This window comes from Prescottella equi, from assembly GCF_002094305.1.
Lineage (GTDB): Bacteria > Actinomycetota > Actinomycetes > Mycobacteriales > Mycobacteriaceae > Prescottella > Prescottella equi.
Genome location: NZ_LWTX01000007.1, coordinates 167,352 through 193,820 on the forward strand (window position 1 = coordinate 167,352; position 26,469 = coordinate 193,820).

At 69.1% G+C, this 26,469-nt stretch carries 26 protein-coding genes; 11 read left to right on the forward strand and 15 right to left on the reverse strand.

Features of this window, described 5'->3' with window-relative positions:
- The first annotated feature begins 57 nt into the window (after positions 1-57).
- Positions 58-1,080 (forward strand): alpha/beta hydrolase, encoded by a 1,023-nt coding sequence (locus A6I89_RS17760; protein ID WP_044990871.1) that lies wholly within the window; start codon positions 58-60, stop codon positions 1,078-1,080.
- Positions 1,077-2,453, forward strand: coding sequence for a mycothione reductase (mtr, locus tag A6I89_RS17765; protein ID WP_022595333.1), 1,377 nt, complete (start codon positions 1,077-1,079; stop codon positions 2,451-2,453). Before A6I89_RS17760 ends, mtr begins: the two co-directional genes overlap by 4 nt.
- On the opposite strand, the gene A6I89_RS17770 is transcribed toward mtr, so the two are convergent.
- From A6I89_RS17770 to map, 10 genes are all read right to left on the reverse strand, one after another.
- A complete protein-coding gene (locus A6I89_RS17770; RefSeq protein WP_237171834.1) occupies positions 2,433-2,813 on the reverse strand; it encodes a hypothetical protein in 381 nt (126 codons plus the stop codon). The genes mtr and A6I89_RS17770 overlap by 21 nt on opposite strands.
- A gap of 141 nt (positions 2,814-2,954) precedes the next feature.
- Positions 2,955-3,623, reverse strand: a complete 669-nt coding sequence (locus A6I89_RS17775) for a methionine ABC transporter permease (protein WP_005513851.1) — start codon at positions 3,621-3,623, stop codon at positions 2,955-2,957.
- Positions 3,620-4,639, reverse strand: a complete 1,020-nt coding sequence (locus A6I89_RS17780) for a methionine ABC transporter ATP-binding protein (RefSeq protein WP_022595331.1) — start codon at positions 4,637-4,639, stop codon at positions 3,620-3,622. The genes A6I89_RS17775 and A6I89_RS17780 overlap by 4 nt, the downstream gene beginning before the upstream one ends.
- Positions 4,639-5,472 (reverse strand): MetQ/NlpA family ABC transporter substrate-binding protein, encoded by an 834-nt coding sequence (locus A6I89_RS17785; protein ID WP_005513853.1) that lies wholly within the window; start codon positions 5,470-5,472, stop codon positions 4,639-4,641. The genes A6I89_RS17780 and A6I89_RS17785 overlap by 1 nt, the downstream gene beginning before the upstream one ends.
- Positions 5,473-5,503: 31 nt before the next feature.
- Positions 5,504-6,502 (reverse strand): isopenicillin N synthase family dioxygenase, encoded by a 999-nt coding sequence (locus A6I89_RS17790; protein WP_022595330.1) that lies wholly within the window; start codon positions 6,500-6,502, stop codon positions 5,504-5,506.
- Between the two features lie 351 nt (positions 6,503-6,853).
- Positions 6,854-8,338, reverse strand: a complete 1,485-nt coding sequence (locus A6I89_RS17795; RefSeq protein WP_022595329.1) for a SulP family inorganic anion transporter — start codon at positions 8,336-8,338, stop codon at positions 6,854-6,856.
- 43 nt (positions 8,339-8,381) lie between these two features.
- Positions 8,382-8,948, reverse strand: coding sequence for an alpha/beta fold hydrolase (locus tag A6I89_RS17800; protein WP_022595328.1), 567 nt, complete (start codon positions 8,946-8,948; stop codon positions 8,382-8,384).
- Positions 8,949-8,989: 41 nt separating this feature from the next.
- Positions 8,990-10,255 (reverse strand): serine hydrolase domain-containing protein, encoded by a 1,266-nt coding sequence (locus A6I89_RS17805; protein ID WP_080668398.1) that lies wholly within the window; start codon positions 10,253-10,255, stop codon positions 8,990-8,992.
- A gap of 76 nt (positions 10,256-10,331) precedes the next feature.
- Positions 10,332-11,864, reverse strand: coding sequence for a cobyric acid synthase (locus tag A6I89_RS17810; RefSeq protein ID WP_022595326.1), 1,533 nt, complete (start codon positions 11,862-11,864; stop codon positions 10,332-10,334).
- Complete coding sequence (gene map, locus A6I89_RS17815) at positions 11,861-12,718, reverse strand: type I methionyl aminopeptidase (RefSeq protein ID WP_013415706.1); 858 nt, start codon at positions 12,716-12,718, stop codon at positions 11,861-11,863. Before map ends, A6I89_RS17810 begins: the two co-directional genes overlap by 4 nt.
- A gap of 141 nt (positions 12,719-12,859) precedes the next feature.
- Here map and A6I89_RS17820 point away from each other — a divergent pair, with 141 nt between their 5' ends.
- Entirely contained in the window at positions 12,860-13,189 is a 330-nt protein-coding gene (locus A6I89_RS17820; RefSeq protein ID WP_231814016.1) for a hypothetical protein, read from the forward strand.
- Between the two features lie 6 nt (positions 13,190-13,195).
- Here the strand turns inward: A6I89_RS17820 and A6I89_RS17825 are convergent, their stop codons facing one another.
- Both A6I89_RS17825 and A6I89_RS17830 read right to left on the reverse strand, forming a co-directional pair.
- A complete protein-coding gene (locus A6I89_RS17825) occupies positions 13,196-14,512 on the reverse strand; it encodes a diacylglycerol/lipid kinase family protein (RefSeq protein ID WP_022595325.1) in 1,317 nt (438 codons plus the stop codon).
- A gap of 9 nt (positions 14,513-14,521) precedes the next feature.
- Positions 14,522-16,219 carry a SulP family inorganic anion transporter gene (locus tag A6I89_RS17830; RefSeq protein WP_022595324.1) on the reverse strand — a complete coding sequence of 566 codons (1,698 nt, stop codon included), beginning with the start codon at positions 16,217-16,219 and terminating at the stop codon, positions 14,522-14,524.
- A 173-nt stretch (positions 16,220-16,392) separates the two neighbouring features.
- Between A6I89_RS17830 and A6I89_RS17835 the strand changes: the two genes are divergently transcribed.
- Positions 16,393-16,650 (forward strand): three-helix bundle dimerization domain-containing protein, encoded by a 258-nt coding sequence (locus A6I89_RS17835; RefSeq protein WP_022595323.1) that lies wholly within the window; start codon positions 16,393-16,395, stop codon positions 16,648-16,650.
- Here the strand turns inward: A6I89_RS17835 and A6I89_RS17840 are convergent, their stop codons facing one another.
- Entirely contained in the window at positions 16,651-17,352 is a 702-nt protein-coding gene (locus tag A6I89_RS17840; protein WP_005513868.1) for a GntR family transcriptional regulator, read from the reverse strand.
- On the reverse strand, positions 17,349-17,879 hold the full coding sequence (locus A6I89_RS17845) for a hypothetical protein (protein ID WP_022595322.1): 531 nt from the start codon (positions 17,877-17,879) through the stop codon (positions 17,349-17,351). Before A6I89_RS17845 ends, A6I89_RS17840 begins: the two co-directional genes overlap by 4 nt.
- A gap of 99 nt (positions 17,880-17,978) precedes the next feature.
- Here A6I89_RS17845 and A6I89_RS17850 point away from each other — a divergent pair, with 99 nt between their 5' ends.
- The 6 genes from A6I89_RS17850 to A6I89_RS17875 are packed head-to-tail and all read left to right on the forward strand — an operon-like array spanning position 17,979 to position 23,800.
- Positions 17,979-19,106, forward strand: coding sequence for a TIGR03364 family FAD-dependent oxidoreductase (locus A6I89_RS17850; protein ID WP_022595321.1), 1,128 nt, complete (start codon positions 17,979-17,981; stop codon positions 19,104-19,106).
- A gap of 24 nt (positions 19,107-19,130) precedes the next feature.
- Positions 19,131-19,808, forward strand: coding sequence for a phosphonatase-like hydrolase (locus A6I89_RS17855; RefSeq protein WP_005513872.1), 678 nt, complete (start codon positions 19,131-19,133; stop codon positions 19,806-19,808).
- Between the two features lie 58 nt (positions 19,809-19,866).
- Positions 19,867-20,928, forward strand: coding sequence for a 2-aminoethylphosphonate ABC transporter substrate-binding protein (locus A6I89_RS17860; protein ID WP_022595320.1), 1,062 nt, complete (start codon positions 19,867-19,869; stop codon positions 20,926-20,928).
- A 1-nt stretch (position 20,929) separates the two neighbouring features.
- A complete protein-coding gene (locus tag A6I89_RS17865; protein WP_022595318.1) occupies positions 20,930-22,135 on the forward strand; it encodes an ABC transporter ATP-binding protein in 1,206 nt (401 codons plus the stop codon).
- A complete protein-coding gene (locus tag A6I89_RS17870; protein ID WP_022595316.1) occupies positions 22,132-23,037 on the forward strand; it encodes a 2-aminoethylphosphonate ABC transporter permease subunit in 906 nt (301 codons plus the stop codon). Before A6I89_RS17865 ends, A6I89_RS17870 begins: the two co-directional genes overlap by 4 nt.
- The gene (locus tag A6I89_RS17875) at positions 23,012-23,800 is read left to right on the forward strand and encodes an ABC transporter permease (protein ID WP_022595314.1); all 789 of its coding nucleotides are present in this window, start codon (positions 23,012-23,014) and stop codon (positions 23,798-23,800) included. Before A6I89_RS17870 ends, A6I89_RS17875 begins: the two co-directional genes overlap by 26 nt.
- Before the next feature lie 62 nt (positions 23,801-23,862).
- Here the strand turns inward: A6I89_RS17875 and A6I89_RS17880 are convergent, their stop codons facing one another.
- The gene (locus A6I89_RS17880) at positions 23,863-25,482 is read right to left on the reverse strand and encodes an AMP-binding protein (protein WP_005513880.1); all 1,620 of its coding nucleotides are present in this window, start codon (positions 25,480-25,482) and stop codon (positions 23,863-23,865) included.
- A gap of 97 nt (positions 25,483-25,579) precedes the next feature.
- On the opposite strand from A6I89_RS17880, the gene A6I89_RS17885 reads away from it, so the two are divergent.
- Complete coding sequence (locus A6I89_RS17885) at positions 25,580-26,455, forward strand: helix-turn-helix transcriptional regulator (RefSeq protein ID WP_013415695.1); 876 nt, start codon at positions 25,580-25,582, stop codon at positions 26,453-26,455.
- The last annotated feature ends 14 nt before the right edge of the window (positions 26,456-26,469 follow it).

Sequence of the window (26,469 nt, forward strand, 5' to 3'; positions counted from 1 at the left end):
CACCTTCCCCAATTGTGCCCCTCGCAAACGACTTCGTTCGCCCAATAGAGTGTGATCGTGACTACTTGGGCTCCCGACGTCCTCGGCGACGGCTACCAGCAGCTGACGATCCCTTTGGGTCCCGACCCGGACGGGGAGGGCGACGTCGAGGCCACGCTGGTCCGCTACCAGCCCGGGGACCTGACGGGGAACCGCGCGGTGCTGTACGTCCACGGGTTCACCGACTACTTCTTCCAGCAGCACGTCGCCGAGCATTTCGCCGAGCAGGGCTACTCCTTCTTCGCCCTCGACCTGCGCAAATGCGGCCGCTCCCGGCGTCCGGGTCAGACCCCGCACTTCGTAACGGACCTGAAGTTCTACGACGCGGAACTCGACGAGGCACTGCGCCTGGTCCGGGAACAGATCGGCGGCGGACAGGTACTCCTCGTCGCGCACTCGACGGGCGGTCTGATCCTGCCGCTGTGGCTCGACCGGCTCGAGCGCCGTCCCGGCGGGTCGGCGGGCGCGGGTGTGGCGGGACTCATCCTCAACAGCCCGTGGTTCGACCTGCAGGGACCGGCGCTGCTGCGCACGGCCGGCACGTCGGCGGCGATCGACGCGCTCGGCCGGGTGTCGAGCAAGACCCCCCTCCCCGGCCAGAAGCTCGACACCTACGGAGCGAGCCTGCACGTGGGCTCGAACGGGGCGTGGGAGTACAACCTCGACTGGAAGCCGCTCACCGGGTTCCCGGTCCGGTTCGGGTGGCTCCGCGCGATCCGGCGCGGACACGCGCAACTGCACCACGGGCTCGACATCGGCGTGCCGTCGCTGATCCTGCGGTCGAAACGGACCGTCTTCGCCTCGCGCTACAACCCCACCGTCGACGCCGCGGACGCGGTGCTCGACGTCGAACAGATCGCCAAGTGGGCGGGCTGCCTCGGCGATCGCACCACGATCGTGCCGATCGACGGTGCCCGCCACGACGTCTTCCTGTCCACCGAGAAGCCCCTCGCCGACGCGTTCCACGAGGTCGACCTGTGGCTGACCTGGCTCGACGCACACCATCTCACTGCCGACCGAGAAACGGGAGCTTCTGCGTGAACCACTTCGACCTCGCGATCATCGGCACCGGATCCGGCAACTCGATCCTCGACGAACGCTACGACGGCAAGAAGGTCGCGATCCTCGAAGAGAGCACCTTCGGCGGTACGTGCCTCAATGTGGGGTGCATCCCGACCAAGATGTTCGTCTACGCCGCGGAAGTGGCGCGCACGATCACCGCGTCGTCCAAGCTCGGTATCGACGCCACGCTCGACGACGTCCGCTGGTCCGACATCGTCAAGCGGGTGTTCGGCCGGATCGATCCGATCTCGGCCGGCGGCGAGCGCTATCGCACCGAGGACTGCGACAACGTCACGGTGTTCCGCGGGCACGCACGCTTCGTCGGACCGCGCAGCATCGACACCGGGACCGGTGAGGTCATCACCGCGGACCAGGTCGTGATCGCCGCCGGCTCGCGTCCCTCCATCCCGAACGAGGTCCTCGAGGGCGGCGTCCGCTATCACACCAACGACGACATCATGCGCCTGCCGGAATTGCCCGAGCGCCTGGTGATCCTCGGATCCGGCTTCATCGCAGCGGAATTCGCGCACGTCTTCTCGGCGCTGGGCGTGCAGGTGTCGATCGTCGGCCGCAGCGACCGGCTGCTGCGCCACCTCGACAAGGACGTCTCCACGTGGTTCACCGAACTCGCGCAACGCAAGTGGGACGTGCACCTGGGAAATCCGATGGTGGCCGCGCGCCCGGCGGGCAACGGTATCGAGCTCGAACTGGCCGACGGCACCGTCGTCTCCGGTGACGAGCTGCTCGTCGCCGTGGGCCGCATCCCCAACGGGGACCGACTCGACGCGGCGCTCGGTGGCGTCGCCGTCGACGAGGCGGGGCGGGTGATCGTCGACGAGTACCAGCGCACCACGGCGGAAGGGGTGTTCGCGCTCGGTGACGTGTCGTCGCCGTACCAGCTCAAGCATGTCGCGAACCACGAGATGCGAGTCGTCCAGCACAACCTCCTGCACGACGCCTGGGCTTCCACAGCACACCTGCGCCGCACCGATCACCGGTTCGTCCCCGCCGCGGTGTTCACCGACCCGCAGATCGCCGACGTCGGCATGACCGAGGAGCAGGCCCGGGAGGCCGGTCTCGACATCACCGTCAAGCTGCAGAACTACTGCGACGTCGCGTACGGCTGGGCGATGGAGGACGACGAGGGCTTCTGCAAGGTGATCGCCGAGCGGGGCACCGGACGCCTCCTCGGCGCACACGTCATCGGCGCCCAGGCACCCACGGTGATCCAGCCACTGATCCAGGCGCTGAGCTTCGGGCTGTCGGCGCAGGACATGGCCACCGGCCAGTACTGGATCCACCCGGCGCTGCCCGAGGTGGTCGAGAACGCGCTACTCGGCCTCGACATCTGAGCCGACCCGGGTCCGCCGATCGGGCAGCCAGGCGTGCCACCCCGCGAGGAGCAGCGCGAGCACGGCGGCCGGAACGAAGTAGAGGAACGCGAAGATCGGTGCCGAATGGAAAAACGCACCGAACGAACCGACCACCAGAACCACGGCGACCAGCACCCCGACCCAGCGGCGAAAGACCACCGCGGGGAGCAGACACAACAGCGCCGGGACTCCGAGCGCCACAACGATCGACGGCCCATACGTGCCGGCGATCGACCGCTCGCATTCGGCGCCCGGCATGATCCCATCGTCCGGATAACCGAGCTCGCATGCGGTGATCTGCATCATCGAACTGGTTGCGGCGATGACCGCCAATCCCACACAGACCCACGCGAGCAGAAACCACCCCGCCCGAACCGCATTCAGCATGCCCACTCCCCCATCGACGGCCTCGACGCTACGAGGGTGCCGCCACCGACCGATCCCGACACACCGAACAGCCGATGCTGAAGGATCGAGCGGCTACTTGCGGTGCCGCAGCGCCCGGACGATTCCGTCGCCGATGGACTGCATGACCTGCACCAGCACGATGAGTACGACGACGGCGACCAGCAGGACAGGCGTGTTGAATCGCTGGTATCCGTACACGATCGCGAAGTCGCCCAGTCCGCCGCCGCCGATGACGCCGGCCATCGCGGAATAGCCGACCAGCAGCACGACCGTGAGCGTCGCGCCCGCGATCAGGGCCGAAACCGACTCCGGCAGGAGCACTTTCCGCACGATCTGCCCGTTGCTCGCGCCCATCGCCTGCGCGGCCTCGACCCGGCCGACGGGGACTTCACGCAGTGCGGACTCGACGACGCGGGCGTAGAACGGGATCGCGCCGATCGTCAGCGGCACGATGGCCGCGGTCGGGCCGATCGCGGTGCCGACGATCAGCCGGGTCACCCCGATCAGCGCGATCATCAGGATCAGGAACGGCAACGACCGGAAGACATTGACGATCCCGCCGAGCACTGCGTTCACAGCCCGCTGCGGCCACAGCCCGCTCGGGGACGTCACGTGCAGCACGACGCCGAGCAGGACGCCACCGATCAGGGTGAGCACGAACGAGATACCCACCATGTAGAGGGTCTCCTGCGTGGCCTCCCATACCTCGGGCAGCGAGTCGTACCAGGACAACTTGTTCATGCGATTCGTCCTTCGATGCGGGACTCGGGACCCCAGGAGAGCGTGGTGCCGGGCTGCGCCTCGACGAAGGCCTCGATGTCCCCACGCGGCGCGTCTGATCCGAACTTCAGGCGCAGACGTCCGACGGTGACACCCGCGACCTGCTCCACCCGGCCGCCGACGACCGAGATGTCGACGTCGAGCTTGCGGACCAGTTGGGCGAGCCACGGCCCGTGCGCCTCGTCACCGATCGTGGTGACGAGCGCGGTGTCCGCGTCGTCTCCCCCGGACGGGTCGTCACCGACCGGGACGATCGCCGCACCCAGGGCCGAACCGGGGGTGCCGACGAGGTCGAGGATTCGTCCGGTCTCGGCGATCCGGCCGTCATCCAGCCGAGCCGCGGACGTGCAGATGCGGCGCAGTACACCGAGTTCGTGGGTGATGAGCACGACGGTGACGCCGATCGAGCGGTTGAGTTCGACCAGCAGGTCGAGAACCTGGTCCGTGGTGTCGGGGTCGAGAGCGCTGGTCGCCTCGTCGCACAGCAGGACGTCCGGGTTCGACGCCAGCGCACGGGCGATGCCGACGCGCTGCTGCTGCCCGCCGGACAGCTGCGACGGGTAGGCCTTCTCCTTGCCGCCGAGCCCGACGAGTTCGATCAGCTCGTCGGCGCGCGCACGACGCGTCTTGCGGTCCATCCCCGACAGCTCGAGCGGGAACTCGACGTTGGCCCGCACGGTCCGCGAGTGCAGCAGGTTGAACTGCTGGAACACGGTGCCGATACGGCGGCGTGCCTGACGCAGACCGCCGCCGGAGAGCTGCGACAGATCGTCACCGCGGAGCACGATCCGTCCGCTGGTGGGCTGCTCCAGAAGGTTCAGGCACCGCAGCAGCGTGGACTTGCCCGCGCCGGACGGCCCGACGATGCCGAAGATCTCGCCCTCGGCGATCTCGAGATCGACACCGCGCAGGGCGGTGACCTCCCCCGCGCCACCGGCGGCGGGGAAGGTCTTGACCAGGTTCTCGACCGTGATCATCAGCTCGCCGCGTGGACGGGAACGACGGAACCGGAGTAGTTCTCCTGGATCCAGGTTGCGGTCTCGGGCGACTCGAGGGCCTCGGCGAGCGCCTTCACACCGGCGTCGTCCTGGTCGGCGGCACGGACGACGAGCAGGTTCGCGAACGGGTTGTTCTCGACCTTCTCCGACAACAGCGCGTCGTCCGCCGGAGTCAGGCCGGCCTCGATCGCGTAGTTGGAGTTGATGACGGCCGCGGTGATCTGCGGGTCACCGAGGTTGCGGGCGAGCTGCGAGCGCTCGATCTCGACGAACTTCAGGTTCTTCGGGTTGCCCTTGATGTTCGCCTGCGTGACGACGGACAGGTCGGCCTCGGCGAACGGCTTGTCCATCTGGATGAGGCCGGCCGACTCGAGCAGGTAGAGGCCGCGCGCGAAGTTGGTGGTGTCCTTCGGCAGCGCGATGGTGGAGCCGTCGGCGAGCTGGTCGACGGCGGTGATCTTCTCCGAGTACAGGCCCATCGGCTCGAGGTGCACGTCGGCGACGGAGACGAGGTCGGTCACACCCTTCTGCTTCTGCCAGTCGGCCAGGTAGGGGGCGTGCTGGAAGTAGTTGGCCTGCACGTCGCCGGCGACGAGCAGCTCGTTGGGGTCGATCTCGCCGGTGACCGGCTTGATGTCGAGTTTGACGTCACCGAGAACTCCGGAGTCGGCGATGTGTTCGAGGATCTCCACGTGCGGAGTGCTGGAGGCGGAGATCACCAGCGTCTCGCTGTCACCGCCCGACGAGCAGGCCGCCAGGCCCGCCGTGAGGAGGGCGGCTGCGGAGAGGACAGCGGTACGGCGCAGGAACATTGAGAACTACCTTTCGAGATCGAGGAGACGGTCAGCCGTGCAGGGCCGGCAGGTCGAGTAGGTCGCGGTGGTACCGCTCGGTGACGTTGGGGTGCGCGCGCAGACGCGACTTGAGGGCGTTGAGGCCGTAACGGGCGTGCAGGGTGCCGCCGTGCTGGTCCGGGCCGACACCCGACGCCTCGGCCGCGAGCTCGGGGGCGAGCGCGACGGTGGGCAGCGCATGGTCGTAGCCCGGGTTGAGGAAGAAGGGCAGCGAGACCCGGTCCCTACCGGCCGGCGGGGGCAGCACCCGGTGCACAGTGGCCTTGAGGTAGCCGCCGGTGGCGACTTCGAGCAGCTCTCCGATGTTGACGAGCAGATGACCGGGGATCGGCTCGACGTCCAACCACCCACTCTCTGTTTCCACCTGGAAACCGGTGCTGGCGGGCTCCGGGTACAGCAGGGTCAGTGCGCCGACGTCCTTGTGGCTCCCCACCCCCTGGCCGGTGACCGACCCGTCGTGTCCCGGGTAACGCGCGATCTTCAGGAGCGGATCCGCATCGGCGAAGGCGATGTCGAAGAAGTCGGCCGGAGCGCCGAGCGACTGCGCCCAGCCGCGGATCAGACGCAGGCCGGCGTCCTGCGCCTGGCTCGACCACGCGAGCGCGAGCTCACGCAGGCGCGGGACGGCGGTGGGCCACAGGTTGGGGCCGTGCAGCACCTCCCACGGGCGGGTCGGGTCGATCGGGTCGACGGCGTCGCGTTCGGGTCCGATGTCGAGCTGCTCGCGCCAGTCGATGTAGCCCTGGGTGCGCTCTCCGCCGACTCGGGTGTAGCCGCGAAAGTGCGGCGAGTTGCTGTTCTCGATCTCGAGTTTGTCGGCCTCGGGCAGGGCGAAGAACTCGCGGGCCGCGGCGATCAGGTCGTCGGTGAGCTGCTGATCGATGCCGTGTCCGGTCAGATAGAAGAAGCCGATCTCGTGTGTGACCTTGCGCAGGGCGTCGATGTCGAGGTTCTCCAGATCGATGATCGGGAGCGACTGTGCGGGCATGGAACTGGTCCTTTCCCCACGGGCACCTGATTCGAAGGTGGCGCTGCGACGAGTGGGTGCCCGGTGGGAGGACAGTGCGCGGGAAGGCGGGACGGTACGAAATGTGCCGTCGCGCAAGTTGTCTCGTCTCAGCGCTGACGCATGCAACAACACCCGCCACGCATTCGCGTGGAGGCGACAGTTGCTGCAGGGCCGCGCATCGGAGTCCTTCCCGGACGAGATCGTGGTCGGCACGTCGAAGCCGACATGCCGGTGCTTGAGGCTAGCCCCACCCACGGGCGGACTTCAAATCGAACGTATACGCACGACGACGAACGGCGACATCCGTGAGACGAGCGGTCGTTCCGTCCCTCAGCCGAGGCGGCCGGAAAGCTGCTCGAGACGGCGCAGGCTCGCCCCGTCGAGGCCGACGATGCGCACACTCTTGCCCCGGGCCGTGTACTTGGCCTGCACCGTGTCGAGGGTCGCGACGGTGGAGGCGTCCCACACGTCGGCGCCCGCCAGATCGATCACCACCGAGTCCGGGTCTCCCGCGTAGTCGAATCGGTGCACCAGATCGTTGCTCGACGCCCAGAACAGCTCGCCCGAGACGCGGTAGGTCCGCTCCCCGTCCCGGTCCACGACGTCGACCCGCGTCAGATGAGCGACACGGCGCGCGAACGCGACCATCGCGGTCAACACGCCGAGGACGACGCCGACGGCGAGGTTGTGGGTCGCGAGCGTGCCGACGACAGTGACGAGCATGACCAGGGTCTCGCTGCGCGGCATCAGGCGCAGGGTCCGCGGCGCGACGCTGCGCCAGTCGAACGTCGTCACCGCGATCACCAGCATCACCGCGACCAGTGCCGCCATCGGGATCGCCCCGACGACGCCGCCGGCAGTCACGCACAGCACGAGCAGGAAGGCGCCGGCGAGGAAGGTGGAGATCCGGGTGCGGGCCCGGCCTTCCTTCACGTTGATCATGGTCTGACCGATCATGGCGCAGCCACCCATCCCGCCGAACAGCGCGCCCGCGGCATTGGCGACACCCTGGCCCCATGCCTCGCGAGTCTTGTCGGACGGGGTGTCGGTGATGTCGTCGACCAGTTTGGCGGTGAGCAGCGATTCGAGTAGACCGACCAGCGCCAGGCCCAGAGCGAACGGCGCGATGATCGTCAGCGTGTCCCACGTGAGCGGAACGTCCGGGATCATCCACGTGGGCAGGCCGGACGGTAGCTCGCCCTGGTCGGCGACGTCGGGCACGTCGAGCCGAAACAACGCGACCGCACCGGTCAGGACCACGATCGCGATCAGCGGCGCCGGAACAGCTTTCGTCAGCCGAGGCAGCAGCACGATCATCGCGAGTCCGGCCGCCACGAGCGGATACACCAGCCACGGGACGTCGAACAGGTGCCGCAACTGGGCACTGAAAATGAGGATCGCGAGGGCGTTGACGAACCCGATCATCACCGAGCGCGGAATGAAACGCACCAGACGCGCCAGACCCGCAACCGCGAACAGGATCTGCAGCACACCGGCCAGCCACACCGCGGCGATCAGGTAGTCGATACCGTGCGACGCGACCAACGGCGCCACCACCAGCGCGGTCGCCCCGGCCGCGGCCGACACCATCGCCGGCCTCCCGCCGACGAACGCGATCGTCATCGCCATGATGCACGAGGTGTACAGCGCCACTCTGGGGTCGACACCCGCGATGACGGCGAACGAGATCACCTCGGGAATGAGCGCGAGCGCGGTCACGAGGCCGGCGAGCGTCTCCGTGGTCAGTCGTCGAGGGGAACGCAGCACGGCCCGGACGGATGTCGCGTCGGCCGGAGTGGAGATGGTGTCGTGCACCGGGAGAGTCTAGGGACCGCCCGCACCGGGGCCGTAATCACCGCTACCAGGAGCCGGTGCGCAGCACGATCTCCGTCGCCAGTTCGGCGGGAGCCTTCGTGGGGATGTCGTCGATGCCGTCGAGCTGGACGATCCGGAACTCCGAGTACGCGTACCGTCCGCTGGCGTCGGCGCACGGACGTCCGAGGGAGGTGCCGACGACGACGGTGGTGGGCAACTCGACGGCGGGGCATGCGGCGTCGAGCACGGCCCCGTCCACGCCGGGCACGGCCGGGTGCCCGCGGTCGGCGACGATGAGACTCGCGAACCGGCCGAACGTCTTGGCGGCGAGCTGCCAGGCGATTTCCGCCCCCGCGCCTGCGCCCACGAGGTTCACCCACGGCAGCTTGAGTTCGTCGAGCATCGCGATCACCGACGGCTCGTCGAGCCCGTCGACGGTCTCGGGCACCACGGTCCGCAGGTCCGAATCGTGCAGGCGAGCGCAGACGGCGTCGAAGACATCGGCAGGGGCACCCGCGTCGGGCAGTAGAAGCACCGTATGCCGGCTTTCCGGTCCCCCGATTCGGACCGTCACGGTCCCACTTCCCACGGCAACGTTCGTCGACTCCATGAACGAAAACGGTACGCGATCCACGTCACGGAATCGGACACCTAGGCGGGATAGACCTTGCCGATGATCTCCTTGGCCATGGTGGTCGCCGGGTCCTGTCCGTTCGCGGCCGGCGCGAGGTTGGCCCACACCACCAGTGTCACCTTGTTGACGGGATCGTGCCCCATGAACGAGTTGAATCCCGGCAGCTCCCCGGTGTGACCGAACATCGGCCCCATCTTCGCTATGCCCCAACCGTATTCGGCCGAACCACTGTCCGGACTCGTCGGCTGCACGCTTGCGAGGCGCTGAGCCTGCAGGTCGGCGCCGAGCAACTTGCCGCCGACCAGCGCCTGCACCCAGGTGACGAGATCGTTCGCGGTGGAGATGCCCGCGCCGGCCGCCCACGCCCACGAGGGGTTCACGTTGGTGACGTCGTTGGGCTGCAGCGTGCCGTCCTCGGCGGCGGCCTGCATCTGTTCGGGCAGCGCCGGATCGGTCAGCGTGTCCATGTTGGTCCCGAAGACGTAGCCGTGCGAGTAGGGCGCCGGAATCGTGTTGTCGGCGGTGTCCGGGAACGACGTCCCCGTCAGCCCGAGCGGACCGAAGAGCCGCGACTGGAAGATCTGCGGCAACGGCTTCCCGTCGAGGCTCTCCGCGATGAGTCCCAGCAACACGATGTTGGTGTTCGAGTAGTGATAGCCCTGCCCCGGCGGGAAGTACGGGGGATTCGCGAAGCCGAGCGCCAGCAGGTCCTCGGGCTTCCACTGCTTCTGCGGATCGTTGTCGAGCGTCTCGTTCAGTTCGGCGGTCTCGGTGTAGTTGAACAGGCCGCTGCGCATGTCGAGAAGCTGCTCGATGGTGATGTTGTCGCCGTTGGGAACGTCCGGGCGGAACTTCGACACCGGATCGTCGAGCTTGATCTTGCCCTCCTGCACCAACTGCAGGATCACGGTGCCGGTCATGGTCTTGGTGTTGGAACCGATCCGGACGTGCTCGGCCGGATCGACGGCGTCGCTGCGGTCCCGAGTGCCCGTCCCGTACTTGACCGTCAGGTCGCCGTCGGGGGTCTTGAGGATCGCTACGGCGCCCGGGATCTGCAGGTTCTCCGCGACGCCCTTGACGATGCCGTCGAGCGTCGCGAGGTCGATCTTCTGCAGCGCCACCGTCGACGAGGCAGCACTGGTCGTGGTGGTCGACGCCGCGACGCTCGACGACCCGGTGTCGCTGTCCGACTCGTTCGACGAGCACCCGGAGAGCACCAGCGCAGCCACCGCTGCTCCGCCGATCAATCGGATCGTCGTAGATCTCCCCAAAGCAGTACGCACGTCGTCTCCTCCGGTGGGCGGCAGTCGTCGGCTACGAAGCCTAGGCGGGGCGGGCGCTCGGTGCGGGGTGTTCCGGTCAGGTGACGCGCGAGACGATCGTCGGCAACCGCATCGCGGCCCCGCTGCCGACCGTCGAGAGGACGGCGTCGACATCGAGATGCTGTTCGACGAGGTCCGCGAGCAGATCCAGCTGCGCCTCCCGGACCTGCGCGACGTCGGTGTCCGGTGCCACGGCGAAACCCGCCCGTCCGGCCGCTTCCGCCACCTCGGTGAGCAGCCGTCGCCGGTACTCGTCGTTCTCGAGGATCCCGTGCCAGTGGGTGCCGCGCACGCTGCCGCGCACACTGCCCTCCTTGCCGCCGTCCGCGTAGCTCAGCAACGGGGCGTCGCCGTTGCGGCGCACCCGGCCGTGATGGATCTCGTAGCCGCGCAGGGGGATTCCGTCCGCATCGCCCTGAACCTGCGCGAGCACCTTGTCGGGCGCGAACGCAATCTCGAGGTCCAGCAGCCCGAGCCCGTCCACCGAACCGGCGCCGGATTCGACGTCGTCGTCGATCACCGTGCCCAGCATCTGGTAGCCGCCGCAGATGCCGAGAATGGCCCCACCGGCCCGCGCGCGACGGATCAACGCGTCGCCGATTCCGCTGCGCCGCAACCACTCCAGATCGGTGATGGTGGACTTGCTGCCGGGCAGCACGACGAGGTCGGCGTCGGCCAGCCGCGACGGCTCGCTCACCCAGTGCACCGAGACGCCCGGCTCGCAGGCGAGTGCCTCGACGTCGGTGGAGTTCGAGATGCGGGGCAGCCGGATCGCCGCGACACGGAGCCACTCGCCGCCGGTCGGCGGCGCGGGCCGTCCGACGGGGGCGTCGCCGACCACGCCGAGCGAGTCCTCGGCGTCGAGCCAGAGCTCCTCGGCGAACGGGATCACGCCGAGCGTGGGCCGCCCGGTGAGCGCGCGCAGCTGCTCGAGGCCGGGCGCGAGCAGGCTCACGTCGCCGCGGAACTTGTTGATCACGAATCCGGCGATCAGCGCCTGGTCCTCGGGTGAGAGCACCGCGACGGTGCCGAACAGGTGCGCCAGCACTCCCCCGCGGTCGATGTCGCCGACCACGATCACCGGCAGCTGCGCGGCCTGCGCGAGCCCCATGTTCGCCAGGTCCGTGGCCCGCAGGTTGATCTCGGCGGGTGAGCCGGCGCCCTCGCAGATCACGACGTCGAATTCGTCGCGCAGCGACGCGAGCTCGTCGGCGACGATGTCGCGCAGCCACTCCCGGTGCTCGATGTAGTCGCGCGCACCGACGGTGGTGACCGCCTTGCCGCGGACCACCAGCTGCGACGTCCGGTCACCGCCCGGCTTTAGCAGCACCGGGTTGAACCGCACGCTGGGTTCGAGGCCGCAGGCTCGCGCCTGCAGCGCCTGCGCGCGGCCGATCTCCCCACCGTCGAGCGTGACGACGGAGTTGTTCGACATGTTCTGCGCCTTGAACGGCGCCACCCGCACCCCGCGTCGCGCCAGCATCCGGCAGAGCCCGGCGACGAGGACGCTCTTGCCGGCGTCGGACGTCGTGCCGGCAACCAGGAGTGCGCCACTGAGCGCCGTCGTCACGGCAGGGTGAGGATCTCGTTGCCCTCGTCGGTGACGACGATGGTGTGCTCGAACTGGGCGGTCCACTTGCGGTCCTTGGTGACGACGGTCCAGCCGTCCTCCCAGATGTCGTAGTCGACGGTGCCCAGGTTGATCATCGGCTCGATCGTGAACACCATGCCGGGCTCGATGATCGTGTCGACGTTCGGCTGGTCGTAATGCAGGATCACCAGGCCGTTGTGGAAGGTCTCGCCGATGCCGTGGCCGGTGAAGTCGCGGACCACGCCGTACCCGAAGCGGTTGGCGTACGACTCGATGACGCGGCCGATCACGTTGAGTTCGCGGCCCGGCTTGACGGCCTTGATCGCGCGCATCGTCGCCTCATGGGTGCGCTCGACCAGCAGGCGGTTCTCCTCCGAGACGTCGCCGGCGAGGAACGTCGCGTTGGTGTCGCCGTGCACGCCGTCGATGTAGGCGGTGACGTCGATGTTGACGATGTCGCCGTCCTGGATAACCGTCGAGTCGGGGATGCCGTGGCAGATCACCTCGTTGAGCGACGTGCAGCACGACTTCGGAAAGCCCCGGTAGCCCAGCGTGGACGGGTAGGCGCCGTGGTCGCACATGTACTCGTGCGCGATGCGGTCCAGTTCGTCGGTGGTGACGCCCGGCGCCACGGCTTTACCGGCCTCCTGGAGCGCCTGAGCAGCGATCTTGCTCGCCACCCGCATCTTCTCGATGGTCTCGGGTGTCTGCACCCACGGCTCCTTGCCCTCGCGGGCCGTCGCCTTCCACACGTACTCGGGCCGCTCGATGTTCTTGGGGACATCGAGGACGGGCGAGACGGTTCCGGGAACGAGCGCAGTGCGAACAGACATGGGTCCAGCGTAAACCGCGTCCCGGTGTTCACCTCCCTCCCGCCCCGCAGCGACGCCGTGCCCCGTCTCGAAACAGCCTGCGACCAGTCCGGATGCACTTATCCGGAAAGTCGGTATGGTGAGCGGTCAACCTGATCAGAAGTGAGGGTGAAAATGGGCCAGCAGTCGCAGGCCGCCGAACATCGGTGGGCTCCGGTCAAGGTCAGCAACGTCGTGTCGACCGTCTCGGACGGCTTCGTCCACCTCGAGGTCGAACTCGACGGTGACATCCATCCCGAGTGGGCGCGCACCTTCGCCCGCATGAGCGGCGCCAGGAACGCCGAGTTGACGCTGCACGCGGCAGCCGAGCCGCCCCGCATCACATTGACGACGCGCAGCGACCACCGCGAGACCGCGGAGCTGTCGGTGGTGTACCTCGTCGAGGAAGTCAACCTCTACATTCGGCTCGCGATCGAGATGGTGGGGAGATAGTCGCCGCTACGCCAGGGTGAATGGCACGGGCATCCCGGTCAGCCGATACAGCCGACTCAGGTCGATCGTCGGCCTCACCGGCCGCATGCCCGGCCGCACCCTCGGCACCTGCACCCGCAACGCCCGAGGCGCGATGGTGCACCGGACCGGGGTGCGGAACGTGAGGGATTCACCGTCGACCCCGACGGGGATCTCGTCCTGGTCGGAGTGGACGACGACCTCGGTCGCGTGGGTGACCGTCAGCCCCCGCGCGTGTCCGCCCTGCAGCAGACCGACGGCCTGCCGGGCGCTGTTGACGCACACCGTCACCACGCCGAGGACACCGGCGTCCAGGCACTCGCGGCGGCCCAGGCCCGCGAGGTCCGTCGTCCGGTACGGGCCGTTGCTCACCAGCACCGCCTGCGGTCCCTCCACTGCGACGCCGTCGATCGTGGCCGTCAGACCCGAATCCCGGTGAGCGCCGAGCAGGTCGGGAAGCATCTGCAGAACGGTGCCCGTCTTGTCGTCGCGGTAGGCCGGGCTGCGAACCACTTCGGCGTACACACCGAACGAGGCGTTGTTGACGAACGGATGACCGTTCATCATCCCGAGGTCCACCCGAAGCTCGACGCCGTCGGTCAGTGCATCCAGACAGGCGGCGGGGTCGTCGCGGTCCAAACCGAGATCGAGTGCGAAGTGGTTGCGCGTTCCCGCACTGATCACGAGGAAGGGCACACCGTGTTCCGCTGCCACCGCTGCAACCAGTGCCTGCGTGCCGTCGCCGCCCGCGACACCGAGGAGGTCCGCTCCGCGCGTCACCGCCCGACGAGCCAGCGCGGTGACGTCGACCGGTTCCGGGCCCTCGAGCAGGTACACCTCGGCACCGAGCGCCTCGGCCTTGCGACGCAGGTCGAACTTCTCGACCTTGCCGCCACCCGAGTGGGGGTTCATCACGATGAAGGGACGCAGTGGTGTCGGCGCGGGGGTCTCGGGCCCCGACCCGGTCGCACCCTTGTCGGCGAGCGCCCTGTGGGCGCAGAAGACCGCGGCGGCCACCAGCACGGCGGTGAGGAGCACCACCCACAACAGGCCCGCGCGGACGAAGAGCACCAGCACGACGATCGGTGCCAGCACCGCCAGCCCGGCCGAGAATGCACGTAAGGCACCGCGACTGCTGAGAAACCAGTACGCCGCGGCCACCGTCACCACGACGCCGCCCACCGCGACGAGCAGGACCGCGAGCGTGCTCAGCAGCCCGGCGAACACGATCGGAACACCCCCGGCACCGATCCCTGCCACGAAAGCCGCGCGTGCCCACCAGCGCTCGTGAGTTGCATCCGCCACGACGTTCTCCTAACCGGTTTCCGCGCGACGGAGGAAGGCGTCCACCGCGGCGTCGATGGTCGGATAGAAGTGGGTGCGATCGAATCGTTCCCCGAGACCGAACCGGACGAGGCGGTCCTTGATCGGCCCCTTCATCTCGGCGAACGCCAGCCGGATGTCCTTGCCCTCGAGGTAGCGGTCGAGGTCGACGAGTTCGTCGACGGCAGTGGTGTCGAGGCCGGTGATGGGTTCGGCGGCGATCACCACCCACTCGACCGGATCCTGTTCCTTCGCAACGACGGAACGCACGTAGTCGTCGAAGATTCCGCCGTTGGCGAAGAACAGCGGTGCGTCGAACCGAATCAAGACCAGTCCGGGGATGCGGTGCCCGTCGGGGTGCCGCGCGATGTCGTGGTAGCCCGTCTCCGACGGCAACTCCACCAGTTCGGTCCGGTACGGCTGCCAGGCGCGGACGACGACCGCGACGAACGACAGTCCGATTGCCACCAGGATGCCCTGCAGGACGCCGACGAGCGCGACCCCGAGGAAGGCGGCGCCGGCGAGACCGGCCTCCACCCGGCTCATCTGCCACAGCCGCGCCATGCCCTTCACATCGATCAGCGCCGTCGCGGCGACGATCACCACCGCGGCCAGCGTGGCGTCGGGCAGGTAAGCAGTGACCCCGGGCGCGACCAGGACGAACGCCAGCACCGCCAGCGCGCCGACCACCCCCGCCAGCTGGGTGTGCGCCCCGCTCTGTTCGGCCACCGGTGTCCGTGATCCGCTGGCGGAGATCGGGAACCCGCCGAACAGCCCACTCGCGACGTTCGCCGCACCGATCGCCTTCATCTCGGTACTGCCGTTCACATCCTCACCGCGGCGCGCGGCGAACGTCCGCGACAGCACGCCCGTGTCCGCGAAGGCGATCAGGGCGATGCCGGCGGCCGGGCCGATCAACTGCAGCACGTCACCCCAGTCGACGCCGCCGAACGACGGCAACGGCAGCCCCTTCGGCAACGCGCCCACCATCCCGATCCGGTCGTCGAGCCCGATCGCGGCGCAGAGCACGATCGAGCCCACGACCGCGACGAGGACACCGGGGATCCGCGCCCACCACAGCCGGAACGCGACGATCACGGCGAGCGACCCGACGCCGACCGCCGCGGCGACGGCATCGACGTCACCGGCAGCCAACGACTTCCCGATCTGGGCGATCTCGTCGATGAGTCCGGACGCGTCGACGGGAAAGCCGAGCAGCTTCGGAAGCTGACCGACCACGACGATGAGCGCGATCGCATTGAGATACCCGACTCGGATCGGCTTCGACAGCAGTTCGGTGACGAACCCGAGGTTGAGGAAGCCCCCGACGATGAGGATCGCGCCGACGAGAACCGCGAGCACCCCGGCGAGAGCGAGTGCGCTCTCCGGGTCGCCGACGGCGGCCAACGGCAGCACCGCCGCGGCAATCAGCGGCGCGAGCGACGAATCCGGACCGAGGACGAGAATCTTCGACGGCCCCAGGACCGCGTAGGTGAGGAGCGGCACGATGGTCGCATACAGGCCCGCGTACGCCGGCAGACCCGCCGCTTCCGCGTAGCCCATACCCGCGGGGATGAGGAGCGCGGTGAGGACGAATCCGGCCACGATGTCGGTGCGCAGCCACTCGCGGCGGTATCCCCGGGCCGTCGCCGGTCCGGGCAGGCGCCACAGCAGTTCCGTCCAGGCCATGCCTGAATTATCGTCCCGGATGCGCTGCGGGATCTGGGATTCGGACAGATCCGCGGGCGGACCGCCGCGTGCCGGTCGGTATCGGCGCTCCTCGGACCGGACGGTACGAACCGGTTCGGATTCGGTGCCGTTTCGAGATTGACCGCGCCCGACCCTGAACAGACGATTGTCGAATGGAGGCGGAAGGCGAAGCGGCTCAGATCGACCGGGTCATCGACCGCCTGGCGATCGGAACTCCCGCGGTCACTCCTGCCGAGGTCGAGCGCGTAGTCCGCAGCATCCACGCCCGCTTCGTCGACAGCAGGGTTCGCGAATTCATCCCACTTCTCGTCGAGAAGGCGGCCCGCCGGCACTTCGCCGAACAGAGCACTCCCCCCGTCGATCACGTCGCGGCCGCATGGGCCGCCGCTGTGGTCGAATCTCCCTCGTGATCAGCGCAATTCCGTTACGAACGCCATCCGGTCGCCGCGGTACAACGACCGCACGCGCTCGATCGGTACTCCGTCCGCGTCGCGCGACACCCGGTGCAGTTTCAACATCGGCATCGCGGTGCTCGACTCGACGAGGCCGGCCTCCCGCGGAGTCGGCAGCGCTGTCTCGATCCGCTCGGTGGCGGTGGTGAACTCGATTCCCCGTGCCCGGATCGCCGCGTACAGCGACGTCTCGGGATCGAACGTGTCGGACAGATCGGGGAACCGATACAGCGGCAGATAGGTGCTCTCGAGGCCGATCCGCTCCCCGTCCGCCAGCAGCACGCGTTCGAGGTGGATCACCGGGTCGCCGACGCCGATCTGCAGAATCTCCGCGAGTTTGGAGTGCGCATCGATCTCTTCCCACCGCACCAGGATTCGCCCCGGTTCCCGCCCCTGGCTGAGCGCCCCCTCGGTGTAGGAGCCGAGAGAGAGGGGTTGCACCATCTTCGGGCGGGCGACCACGGTGCCCCGTCCGCGGCGCTCCACCCGCCCCGCCACCAGCAACTCGTGCAGCGCCTGTCGCACCGTCTCCCGGGAGACGCCGCAGCGCGCCGCGAGCTCCCGCTCGGCGGGCACCGGATCCCCCTCGGACAGGTCCGCGAGCAGGTCCTCGACGTGGGCCCGCACGAGGTAGTGCTTGGGCAGGCTCTCGGCGGTCATCGCGCGGCTCCCACGCGCCGCGCCACCTCGAGGACCTCGTCGACGGACACGGTCGGCGCACCGAGCACCTTGGCGCGGTCGTCGTAACGTCGCAGCCGGACGGCGTCCGGCCACCACGGGTGAGGGACGTAGGCCGCGTCGACCCCGGCTCCTCCCTGGTGCCGCAGTGTCGCAACCGATTCCGTCGAAAGCCCCTCGGCGTACGCCGGATCGGTGGCCACGAGAAAGCGCTTGGCCGCGACGTGCGCGCCGGCCAGCCAACCGACCCGCTGCCCGAAACGCGGAGTGAGCCACTCCCGCGCGACGACGTCGTGCGGCTCACCGTCGGCCCCTTCGACCAGCGGGCTGCGGGCGAGATCGTGCAGCGCGCTCGCCAGGACCAGTTCGTCGTCGGCACCGTCCGCGATCGCGTGGCTCGCCGACTGCAGCGCGTGGGCGAGCTCGTCGACTTCCTCGCCATCGAACACTCCACGGAGCGAATTGAGCAGCGCAGCAATCTCTTCGAGCACAGCGTGTTCGTCGTTCACGTCCGTCAGACTACACAGTTTTCGGTCTATACCAATTGTTCATCTGGCGTTTCCCGGACGTCCCCCAGTTGGTCTAGACCAATGGTCACGCTGTGTCCCATGCGAATTGCAATTGTGGGCGGAGGAATCCTCGGGACGGCGCACGCCGACGAGGCCATCCGTCGCGGACACGACGTCGTCCATCTCGAACGTGAACTCGAAGCGCGCGGTGCCACCGTACGCAACTTCGGATTGGTGTGGGTCTCCGGGCGTGCCCCGCACGAGCTCGACGCCTCGCTGCGGTCCCGCGAACTGTGGGCCGACCTGGCCCGACGTGTCCCCGAGATCGGCTTCCGCGCCGCCGGATCGATCACGCTGCTGCGCACCCCGGAAGAGGTCGCGGTCGCCGAGGACATGGTGGCGCGCGACGACGCCGAGGTGCGCGGATTCACGCTGCTCGACCCCGAGAACGTTCGCGGCGTGAACCCCGCCCTGCGCGGCAAGTTCCTCGCCGGCCTCCACTGCACCCGCGACGGCGCGGTCGAGTCCAGGGTCGCGCTGCCCGCCATCCGTCGCCATCTCGAGGCGTCGGGCCGGTACGCCTTCCACGCCGGAACCGAGGCGCGCGAGATCACCAGCAGTTCAACAGGTGTGCGCATCCGCGACGACCACGACCGCACGTTCGACGCCGACCTCGTCATCGTGTGCCCCGGCGCGACGCTCGGCGGGCTCGCACGGGACCTGGCCGGCGACCTGCCCCTCCGACGCGTCCGCCTGCAGATGATGCAGACCGCACCGCTGGGCGAGGCCCTCACCACCGCCATCGCCGACGGCGACAGCATGCGCTACTACCCCGCCTTCACCGGCTCGGCGCTGGACGAACTGCGCGCCGCGCAGCCCCAGGAGCCCACTGCCGCGGAGCACCGCATGCAGCTGCTGTGCGTGCAGCGCCTGCACGGCGGGCTCACCATCGGCGACACCCACGAGTACGACGAGCCGTTCGATTTCGACGTCGACGAGGCGCCGTACCGCCATCTGACCAGCGTCGTCGAGGAACTCCTCGGCCGCCATCTGCCACCGGTCGTCAAGCGGTGGGCCGGTGTCTACAGCCAGTGCCTCGACCCCGCCCAACTCGTGCACCGCGCCCAGCCCACCGACGGCGTGTGGGTAGTGGCCGGGCCGGGTGGTCGCGGCATGACGCTCGGACCCGCCCTCGCCGAACAGACCGCCGACCAGCTGGGCCTCTAGACCCCGACCCCTCAGGAGAGACCTGTGACCACCATCAAGCTCGCCGTGCTCGACATGGCCGGCACCACCGTCGCCGACGACGGACTCGTACTCCGGGCGTTCGCCGCTGCGGCAGCCGCGGCGGGGCTGGCCGAGTCCGGCCCCGAGGCCGACGCCGCCCGGCAGTACGTCCTCGACACGATGGGCCAGTCCAAGATCGTGGTGTTCCGTGCCCTGTTCGGCGACGAGGATCGCGCCCAGGCCGCCAACCGCGCGTTCGAGGCCGAGTACGACCACCTCGTCGACGAGGGCGGTGCCACCGCGATTGCCGGCGCGGCCGAATCGATCAGCGCACTGCGGAACGCCGGAATCCAGGTGGCGCTCACCACCGGGTTCAGCCGCACCACCCAGGACAAGCTGCTGGCCGCACTCGGCTGGCAGACGCTCGCCGACCTGACGCTCTCCCCCGCCGAAGCCGGACGTGGGCGCCCCTTCCCGGACCTGATCCTCACCGCACTCATGCGGCTGGGCGTCGACGACGTCAAAGACGTTGCCGTCCTGGGCGATACCGCCAACGACATCACCAGCGGTCGCCGCGCCGGCGCCAGCATCGTCGCAGGCGCTCTCACCGGCGCCCACGACGAGAAGCAACTGCGCGCCGCCGACCCGACGCACGTCGTGCCGTCGGTTCGCGAGTTCACCGATCTCGTCCTCTCCCACTGAGTTCTTCTCGAGTTCTTCCGTCACCGTTCGAATCCCTCACCCAGACAGGAATTCCCGAATGAGCAGGAACGTCAAGCGTTTCCGCGTGGCTGTTGCAGCCGTCACACTGAGCACCGCGGCGCTCACCCTCACCGCCTGCGGCGGCACCGGCGCGGCGGCGGGCGCCGGCGGCGAGACCGTCACGGTCTACAGCGCCGACGGCCTCGCCGGCTGGTACAAGACGCAGTTCGCCGCGTTCACCGAGGAGACCGGCATCGCGGTCAACCTCGTCGAGGCCGGGTCCGGCGAGGTGGTCTCCCGCGTCGACAAGGAACAGTCGAACCCGCAGGCCGACGTCGTCGTGACACTGCCGCCGTTCATCCAGAAGGCCGACGCCCAGGGCCTCCTCCAGCCCAGCGGTATCGACACCTCCGCGGTGCCCGCCGACGTCCAGGACCCGGCCGGTAAGTACGTGCCGCTGGTCGACAACTACCTGTCGTTCATCGCGAACCCCAGCGCCGACCCGGCACCCAAGACGTGGGACGACCTGCTCTCCGACCAGTTCAAGGGGAAGCTGCAGTACTCCACACCCGGTCAGGCCGGCGACGGTACCGCCGTCCTGCTGCTGCTCCAGCACCTGATGGGCAAGCAGGGCGCCCTGGACTACCTGACGAAGTTGCAGGCCAACAACGTCGGACCGTCGTCGTCCACCGGCAAGCTGCAGCCCAAGGTCAGCAACGGCGAACTCCTCGTCGCCAACGGCGACGTCCAGATGAACCTCGCGTCGATCGCCGACGACGGTTCGAAGTTCCAGATCTTCTTCCCCGCCGAGGCCGACGGCACGCGCACCACCGTCGCGCTGCCGTACGTGATGGGTCTGGCGAAGGGTGCCCCGCACTCCGAGGAGGCCAAGAAGCTCATGGAGTACCTGCTGTCGGAAAAGGCCCAGCAGTCGGTCGCCGGTGACGCGCGCGGCGTGTCCGTTCGCACCGACGTTCGAGCCGCCTCGGGCAACGCGACCGACCCGTCGACCCCGACCGGTCTCATCAACGGCGTCGAGGTGTGGACCCCGAACTGGAACGACGTCCTCGCCTCCCTCGACGCCGACATCGCCGCCTACCAGAAGGCAACCGGTAACTGACATGCCACGATTCGAGCCCGGGCGGTCCCTCCGCACCACGATCGGCAAGGCACCCGACACGGCGTCGGACGCTGCCGACTCGTCCCTTCCGGCCATCACATTCGACCGGGTGAACGTCGCGTACGGACACGGACGCGGGGCCACCCGGGCCCTGATCGACTTCAACCTGCGGGTCGCGCGCGGCGAGACCGTCGCGCTGCTCGGGCCCAGCGGCTCGGGCAAGTCCACCGCGCTCAAGGCGCTGGCCGGCTTCACCCGCCCGGCGTCGGGGACGGTCCGCCTCGACGGGCGAGACGTCACCGATCTGCCACCCGCGAAGCGCGGGATCGGCGTCGTCGTCCAGTCCTACGCCCTGTTCCCGCACATGCGGGTGGCCGAGAACGTCGCGTTCGGGCTTCGCGCGCACCGGATTCCCCGTGCCGAGATCGCCGGACGCGTGTCCGACGCACTCGCGATGGTCGGGATGTCCGCGTACGGCAAGCGCTTTCCGCGGGAACTGTCGGGAGGCCAGCAGCAGCGCGTGGCGATCGCCCGCGCGTTGGCGATCCGGCCCAGGGTGCTGCTGCTCGACGAGCCCCTCGCGGCACTGGACGCGCAGTTGCGTCAGAGCATGCTCACCGAACTGCAGGAACTGCGCGCCGCGCTGCCGGACACCGCGATGCTGTACGTCACGCACGACCAGTCGGAGGCCCTCGCGCTCGCCGACCGGATCGCGGTGATGCGCGACGCCCGACTGGTGGACGTGGACACCACCGAGAACCTGTGGAAGCGGCCACCGAGCAGCTTCACTGCGGCGTTCCTCGGTGGCGCGAACCTGCTGCCGTGCACGGTGACCCGGGTGATCGGGACGTCGGCGCTGGTGTCGGTGGGTGGCAGCCCCGTCACCGCGCACGCCCCGCAGCCCGAGATCGGACGCACCGACTGGGAGTCCGAGGCCGGCGCACTGTTGTGCCTGCGCCCGCACGCGATCACCCTCACCTCCCCCGCCGAACGCGGCACCCTGCCCGCTCGGATCGTCGCCAGCGTGTGGCGCGGCTCGTCCACCCGCGTCACGATCGCGCTGCCGAGCCTGCCCGAGACACCGATCGACGTGGACGTGCCCGGCCACGACGAGCGCCCCCTCGGGGCCGAGGTCGGCATGCGGTTCCCCGAGCGCGGCGCCGTACTGGTGCCGGTTCCGGCGGCGGCCCGGGGAGCGACACAGTGACCGCCCTCCTCGAACCTCCCGTCGCCGACGAGGCGCCGCCCCGGAAAGCGCAGTCACGCCGGCGTTCCGGACTGTGGGTACTGCCACCGCTCCTGCTGGTCGTCGGGTTCGCCGTGTACCCGATGGCGCGGGTGCTGGCGGAGTCCACCGTCACCGACAGCGGTCGCGGCTGGTCGACGTGGACCGACGTCCTCGGTTCGTCGTCGTTCCGGAACGCGTTGTGGCGCACCGTTCAAGTGGCGGTGACGTCCACGCTGGGTTGCCTCGTGCTCGGCACGTTCCTGGCACTCGTACTCGCGTTCGTCCCCTTCCCGGGAGCGAAGGTGGTGGGACGGCTGATCGACACGATCTTGTCGCTGCCGTCGTTCCTCGTGACGCTCGCGTTCACGTTCCTCTACGGCACCGCCGGTGCGGTCAACGCACTGATCACGCGGATCACCGGCGCCGAGCAGGGCCCCCTGAACTTCCTGAACACCCCGCTCGGCGTCATCGCCGCCGAGATCACGTTCTTCACGCCGTTCGTGGTGCGACCGCTGCTGGCCGCGTTCTCGCAGATCCCGCGCGACCAGCTCGACGTCGCCGCCAGCCTGGGTGCGTCACCACTGCGCGTGCTGCGCCAGGTGGTGCTGCCCGAGGCGTGGCCGGCGATGATGGCCGGCGGATCGCTCGTACTCCTGTTGACGCTCAACGAGTTCGGCATCGTGCTGTTCACCGGCGCCAAGGACGTCATGACACTACCCGTGCTGATCTACACCCACGGCATCGTCACGTTCGACCTGCCGGGCGCCGCCGTGATCGCGACCGTCCAGGTGGCGCTGTCGCTCACTCTGTACGGCGGCTACCGATTCCTGTTCGCCCGACTGATGGGAGGCAGCCGTGCTGCTGTGGACCCGACGCGCTAGATACCTGACGCTCACGTTGTTCGCGGCGGTGGTGGCGATCGTGTTCGTCGCGCCGATCGCCACCGTGATCGCGGCCGCACTCGCGGGCGCCTGGAACGGGCCGCTGCCGTCGGACCTGGGCACGAAGAACCTCTCGGCGGCGCTGTCGGACGACAATCTCGCCAGCATGATCGTCAGCCTGCAGACCGCGGTCATCGCCGGTGGACTCGCGCTGGTCGTCGGAACCTGGGCGGCGCTCGCCGCGCGGGAGGCGCCGACCTGGCTACGGAAGGTCACCGACGCGGTGTTCCATCTGCCGGTCGCGCTGCCGTCGGTGGCGATCGGGCTGGGCCTGCTCATCGCGTTCAACGAGCGGCCCCTGCTGCTCGGCGGAACCAAGTGGATCGTCATTCTCGCGCACGCAGTGCTGGTACTGGCCTTCGCGTTCAGTTCGGTGTCGGCTGCGCTGGAGCGACTGGATCCCGCCTACCGGCAGGCCGCCGAGTCGCTCGGCGCCGGCCCGGTCCGGGTGCTGCTGCGGATCACCCTGCCACTGCTGGTACCCGCCCTGGGTGCCGCCGCGGGTCTGTCCGTCGCACTGTCGATGGGCGAGCTCGGCGCCACCATCATGGTGTACCCCGCGACGTGGAAGACGTTGCCGGTGGCCATCTTCGGCCTCACCGACCGCGGCCAGGTGTTCCAGGCGGCCGCGAACACCACCCTGCTTCTGCTCGTCACCCTCGTCGCACTGCTCGTGCTCGGACGTATCCGCAACAGGCGCTGACGCGCCCGTGCGCCTTTTTGGTAGCTGGCACCACCAAAAAGGCGCACGGGCGCCGAAGGCGCCTACCCCTGACGCAGAATGTAGCGCTGCACCTTGCCGCTGGGGGTCTTGGGCAGGTGCGGGACGAAATGCACCGTGCGCGGGTAGGCGTGCGCCGCGAACTTCTTCTTCACCAGCTGCTGCAGATCCTTCTCGAGCTCGTCGGTGCCCTCGACGCCGGACCGCAGCACGACGAACGCCTCGAGCACCTCGCCGCGCAGCTGGTCAGGCATGCCGACGACGGCGGCCTCGACGACGTCGTCGTGCATCACCAGCACGCTCTCCACGTCGAACGGACCGATGCGGTAGCCCGCCATGATGATCACGTCGTCGTCGCGGGAAGAGAAGAAGAACCGCCCCTCCTCGTCCACCTGACCCGCGTCGCCGGTGACGTACCAGCGGCCGTCGGGCGTGAAGCGGGCCGCGGTCTTCTCCGGCGCGTCGCTGTAACCGGTGAACCACATCAGGGGGCTGTTCTGCGTGTCGATCGCGACGCGGCCGGGGGTGTTCGGCGGGGCGATCTCGTCGGCGTCGTCGGAGAGAACCGCGCACGTCCAGCCGGGCAGCGGGCGGCCCATCGAGCCGGGGACGACGTCCTCGCGCAGTCCGTCGGCCCACGCGTTGATGATGAACATGCCGTGCTCGGTCTGCCCGTACTGGTCGCGGACGGTCACGCCCAGCTCGGCCTCGGACCACGCGATGACGTCCGGCGTGAGCGGCTCGCCCGCCGACGACGCGCGGCGCAGCGTCACCGACTCCGGGACGGGCGTCTCGTCGGCGCGCAGGCTCCGGTAGACGGTGGGGGCGGCGGCGAAGTTGGTGACGCCGAAGCGTTCCATCACCTGCCACGTGAGCGGCGCGGAGAACCCGGCGTGCAGCAGGATGCTGCGGACGCCCGACGCCATCGGGCCGAGCAGCGCGTAGTACAGCCCGTAGGCCCAGCCGGGATCGGCAGCGTTCCAGAACACGTCGTCCTCGCGCACGTCGAGCCCCCACTCGATGTACGAGCGGAAGGCCGCGAGCGCCCGGATCGGGACCGGGACACCCTTCGGGGAGCCCGTCGTACCGCTGGTGAACAAACGAACGATCGGGGCGTCGCCGCCGAGCGCCGCCGCCGCGCCGCGCGGGTCGTCGGCCGAATGGCGCGCGAGGAGGTCGTCGAAGCGCAGCGCACCCTCGCCCTCACCCGCGACGATCACCTGCCACGACGGATTCGACGGCATGTCGTCGCCCGGAGCGAGCTTGTCGAGCTGGTTCGCGTCCGAGATCACGACCTTCGCGCCGCTGGCCTCGAGCCGGAACGCGATCGCCGGCGGCGCGAACGCGGTGAACAGCGGGACGTGGACGGCGCCGCGACGCCAGATCCCCAACAACGCCACCACGAGGTCGGCGGACTTGCCCATCAGCGTCGCCACGCAGTCACCGGGCTCGACACCGAGGTCGGCCAGCGCAGCGGCGAACTTCGTGGACTGCTCCCGCAGCCAGCCGAACGTCAGATCGGTCGACGACAGATCCGATTCGACGACGGTGAACGCCACCGCATCCGCCGGGTGCCGGTCGCACAGCAGCTCGGCCGCGCAGGCCTGCGGGGTGTCGTATTGCGCCAAGAGTTCGCGCACACGGGTGGTGGTGTCGACGGTCATCGTCACTCCTCGTCGTCGGGGCCCAGCTCACCATCGGGCCATCGTTGCTCCTATGATGCGTGTCACAGGATTGACCGGCTACCCCCGGAAAGGGGTGATGAGGGTGCCCACCCACACCTCGTCCCTGCTGCGTCCGCGCGACCGCGACGCACTCCGCACCGAGCTACGGAAAGTGGCCGCGACCAGCATCGTCCCGGTCGTCTTCGGCGGCGAGGTACATGACGGCACCCTGCATCTCGACGAGTTCGTCGGCACCCACACCGACGGTCTGCGGGGCCTCGCCGTCTCGGAGAGTTCGGGCCTCGGCGGGCACGTGGTCGCCCGCCGCAATCCCGCGGCCGTCCACGACTACGGCCGTGCCCGCACCATCACCCACCACTACGACGGTCCGGTCCTCGCGGAGGGCCTGTGCTCGGTGCTCGCGGTGCCGGTCGTGGTACGCGGTAATTCCCGCGCCGTCATGTACGCGGCGATCCGCGAACGCGTCCGGCTGGGCGACCGCATCGCGGACGTCATGATGCAGGCCGGCCGCCGCCTGGCGAACGAGATCGCGATCCGCGACGAGGTGGACCGCCGGGTGGCACTGCTCGACGCCGCCGCGGCCGAGGTGCCCGCGCCGGGCGGCGCCGACGCGGAGGAGATTCGCGACGTGCATGCCGAGTTGCGAAGCATCGCACAGACGGTCGACGACCCGGCATTGCAGGAACAACTCCGCGCCCTGTCCAACCGTCTCGCCGGGGTCGGCGCGGCCGACGACACCGACCGCCCCACCCCGCCGGTGGCGCTGTCGCCGCGCGAGGTGGACGTCCTCAGCCATGCCGCACTCGGTTGCTCGAATGTCGTTATCGCCGAGCGCCTGTCGGTGAAGCCCGAGACCGTCAAGAGCTACCTGCGCAGCGCGATGAGCAAACTCGACGCCCATTCCCGGCGCGAAGCCGTCGTGGCGGCGCGGCGTCTGGGGCTGCTGCCGTAGGACGCTCGCCCTGC

Coding starts and splice junctions, on each gene's coding strand:
- A6I89_RS17800 (WP_022595328.1), bottom strand. CDS start 8,948: ATGGAGTCGACGAACGTTGCCGTGGGAAGTGGGACCGTGACGGTCCGA.
- A6I89_RS17840 (WP_005513868.1), bottom strand. CDS start 17,352: ATGACCGCCGAGAGCCTGCCCAAGCACTACCTCGTGCGGGCCCACGTC.
- A6I89_RS17880 (WP_005513880.1), bottom strand. CDS start 25,482: ATGACCGTCGACACCACCACCCGTGTGCGCGAACTCTTGGCGCAATAC.
- A6I89_RS17775 (WP_005513851.1), bottom strand. CDS start 3,623: ATGAACAAGTTGTCCTGGTACGACTCGCTGCCCGAGGTATGGGAGGCC.
- A6I89_RS17780 (WP_022595331.1), bottom strand. CDS start 4,639: ATGATCACGGTCGAGAACCTGGTCAAGACCTTCCCCGCCGCCGGTGGC.
- A6I89_RS17850 (WP_022595321.1), top strand. CDS start 17,979: ATGCGAATTGCAATTGTGGGCGGAGGAATCCTCGGGACGGCGCACGCC.
- A6I89_RS17865 (WP_022595318.1), top strand. CDS start 20,930: ATGCCACGATTCGAGCCCGGGCGGTCCCTCCGCACCACGATCGGCAAG.
- A6I89_RS17830 (WP_022595324.1), bottom strand. CDS start 16,219: ATGGCCTGGACGGAACTGCTGTGGCGCCTGCCCGGACCGGCGACGGCC.
- A6I89_RS17835 (WP_022595323.1), top strand. CDS start 16,393: ATGGAGGCGGAAGGCGAAGCGGCTCAGATCGACCGGGTCATCGACCGC.
- A6I89_RS17785 (WP_005513853.1), bottom strand. CDS start 5,472: ATGTTCCTGCGCCGTACCGCTGTCCTCTCCGCAGCCGCCCTCCTCACG.
- map (WP_013415706.1), bottom strand. CDS start 12,718: ATGTCTGTTCGCACTGCGCTCGTTCCCGGAACCGTCTCGCCCGTCCTC.
- A6I89_RS17860 (WP_022595320.1), top strand. CDS start 19,867: ATGAGCAGGAACGTCAAGCGTTTCCGCGTGGCTGTTGCAGCCGTCACA.
- A6I89_RS17790 (WP_022595330.1), bottom strand. CDS start 6,502: ATGCCCGCACAGTCGCTCCCGATCATCGATCTGGAGAACCTCGACATC.
- A6I89_RS17885 (WP_013415695.1), top strand. CDS start 25,580: ATGAGGGTGCCCACCCACACCTCGTCCCTGCTGCGTCCGCGCGACCGC.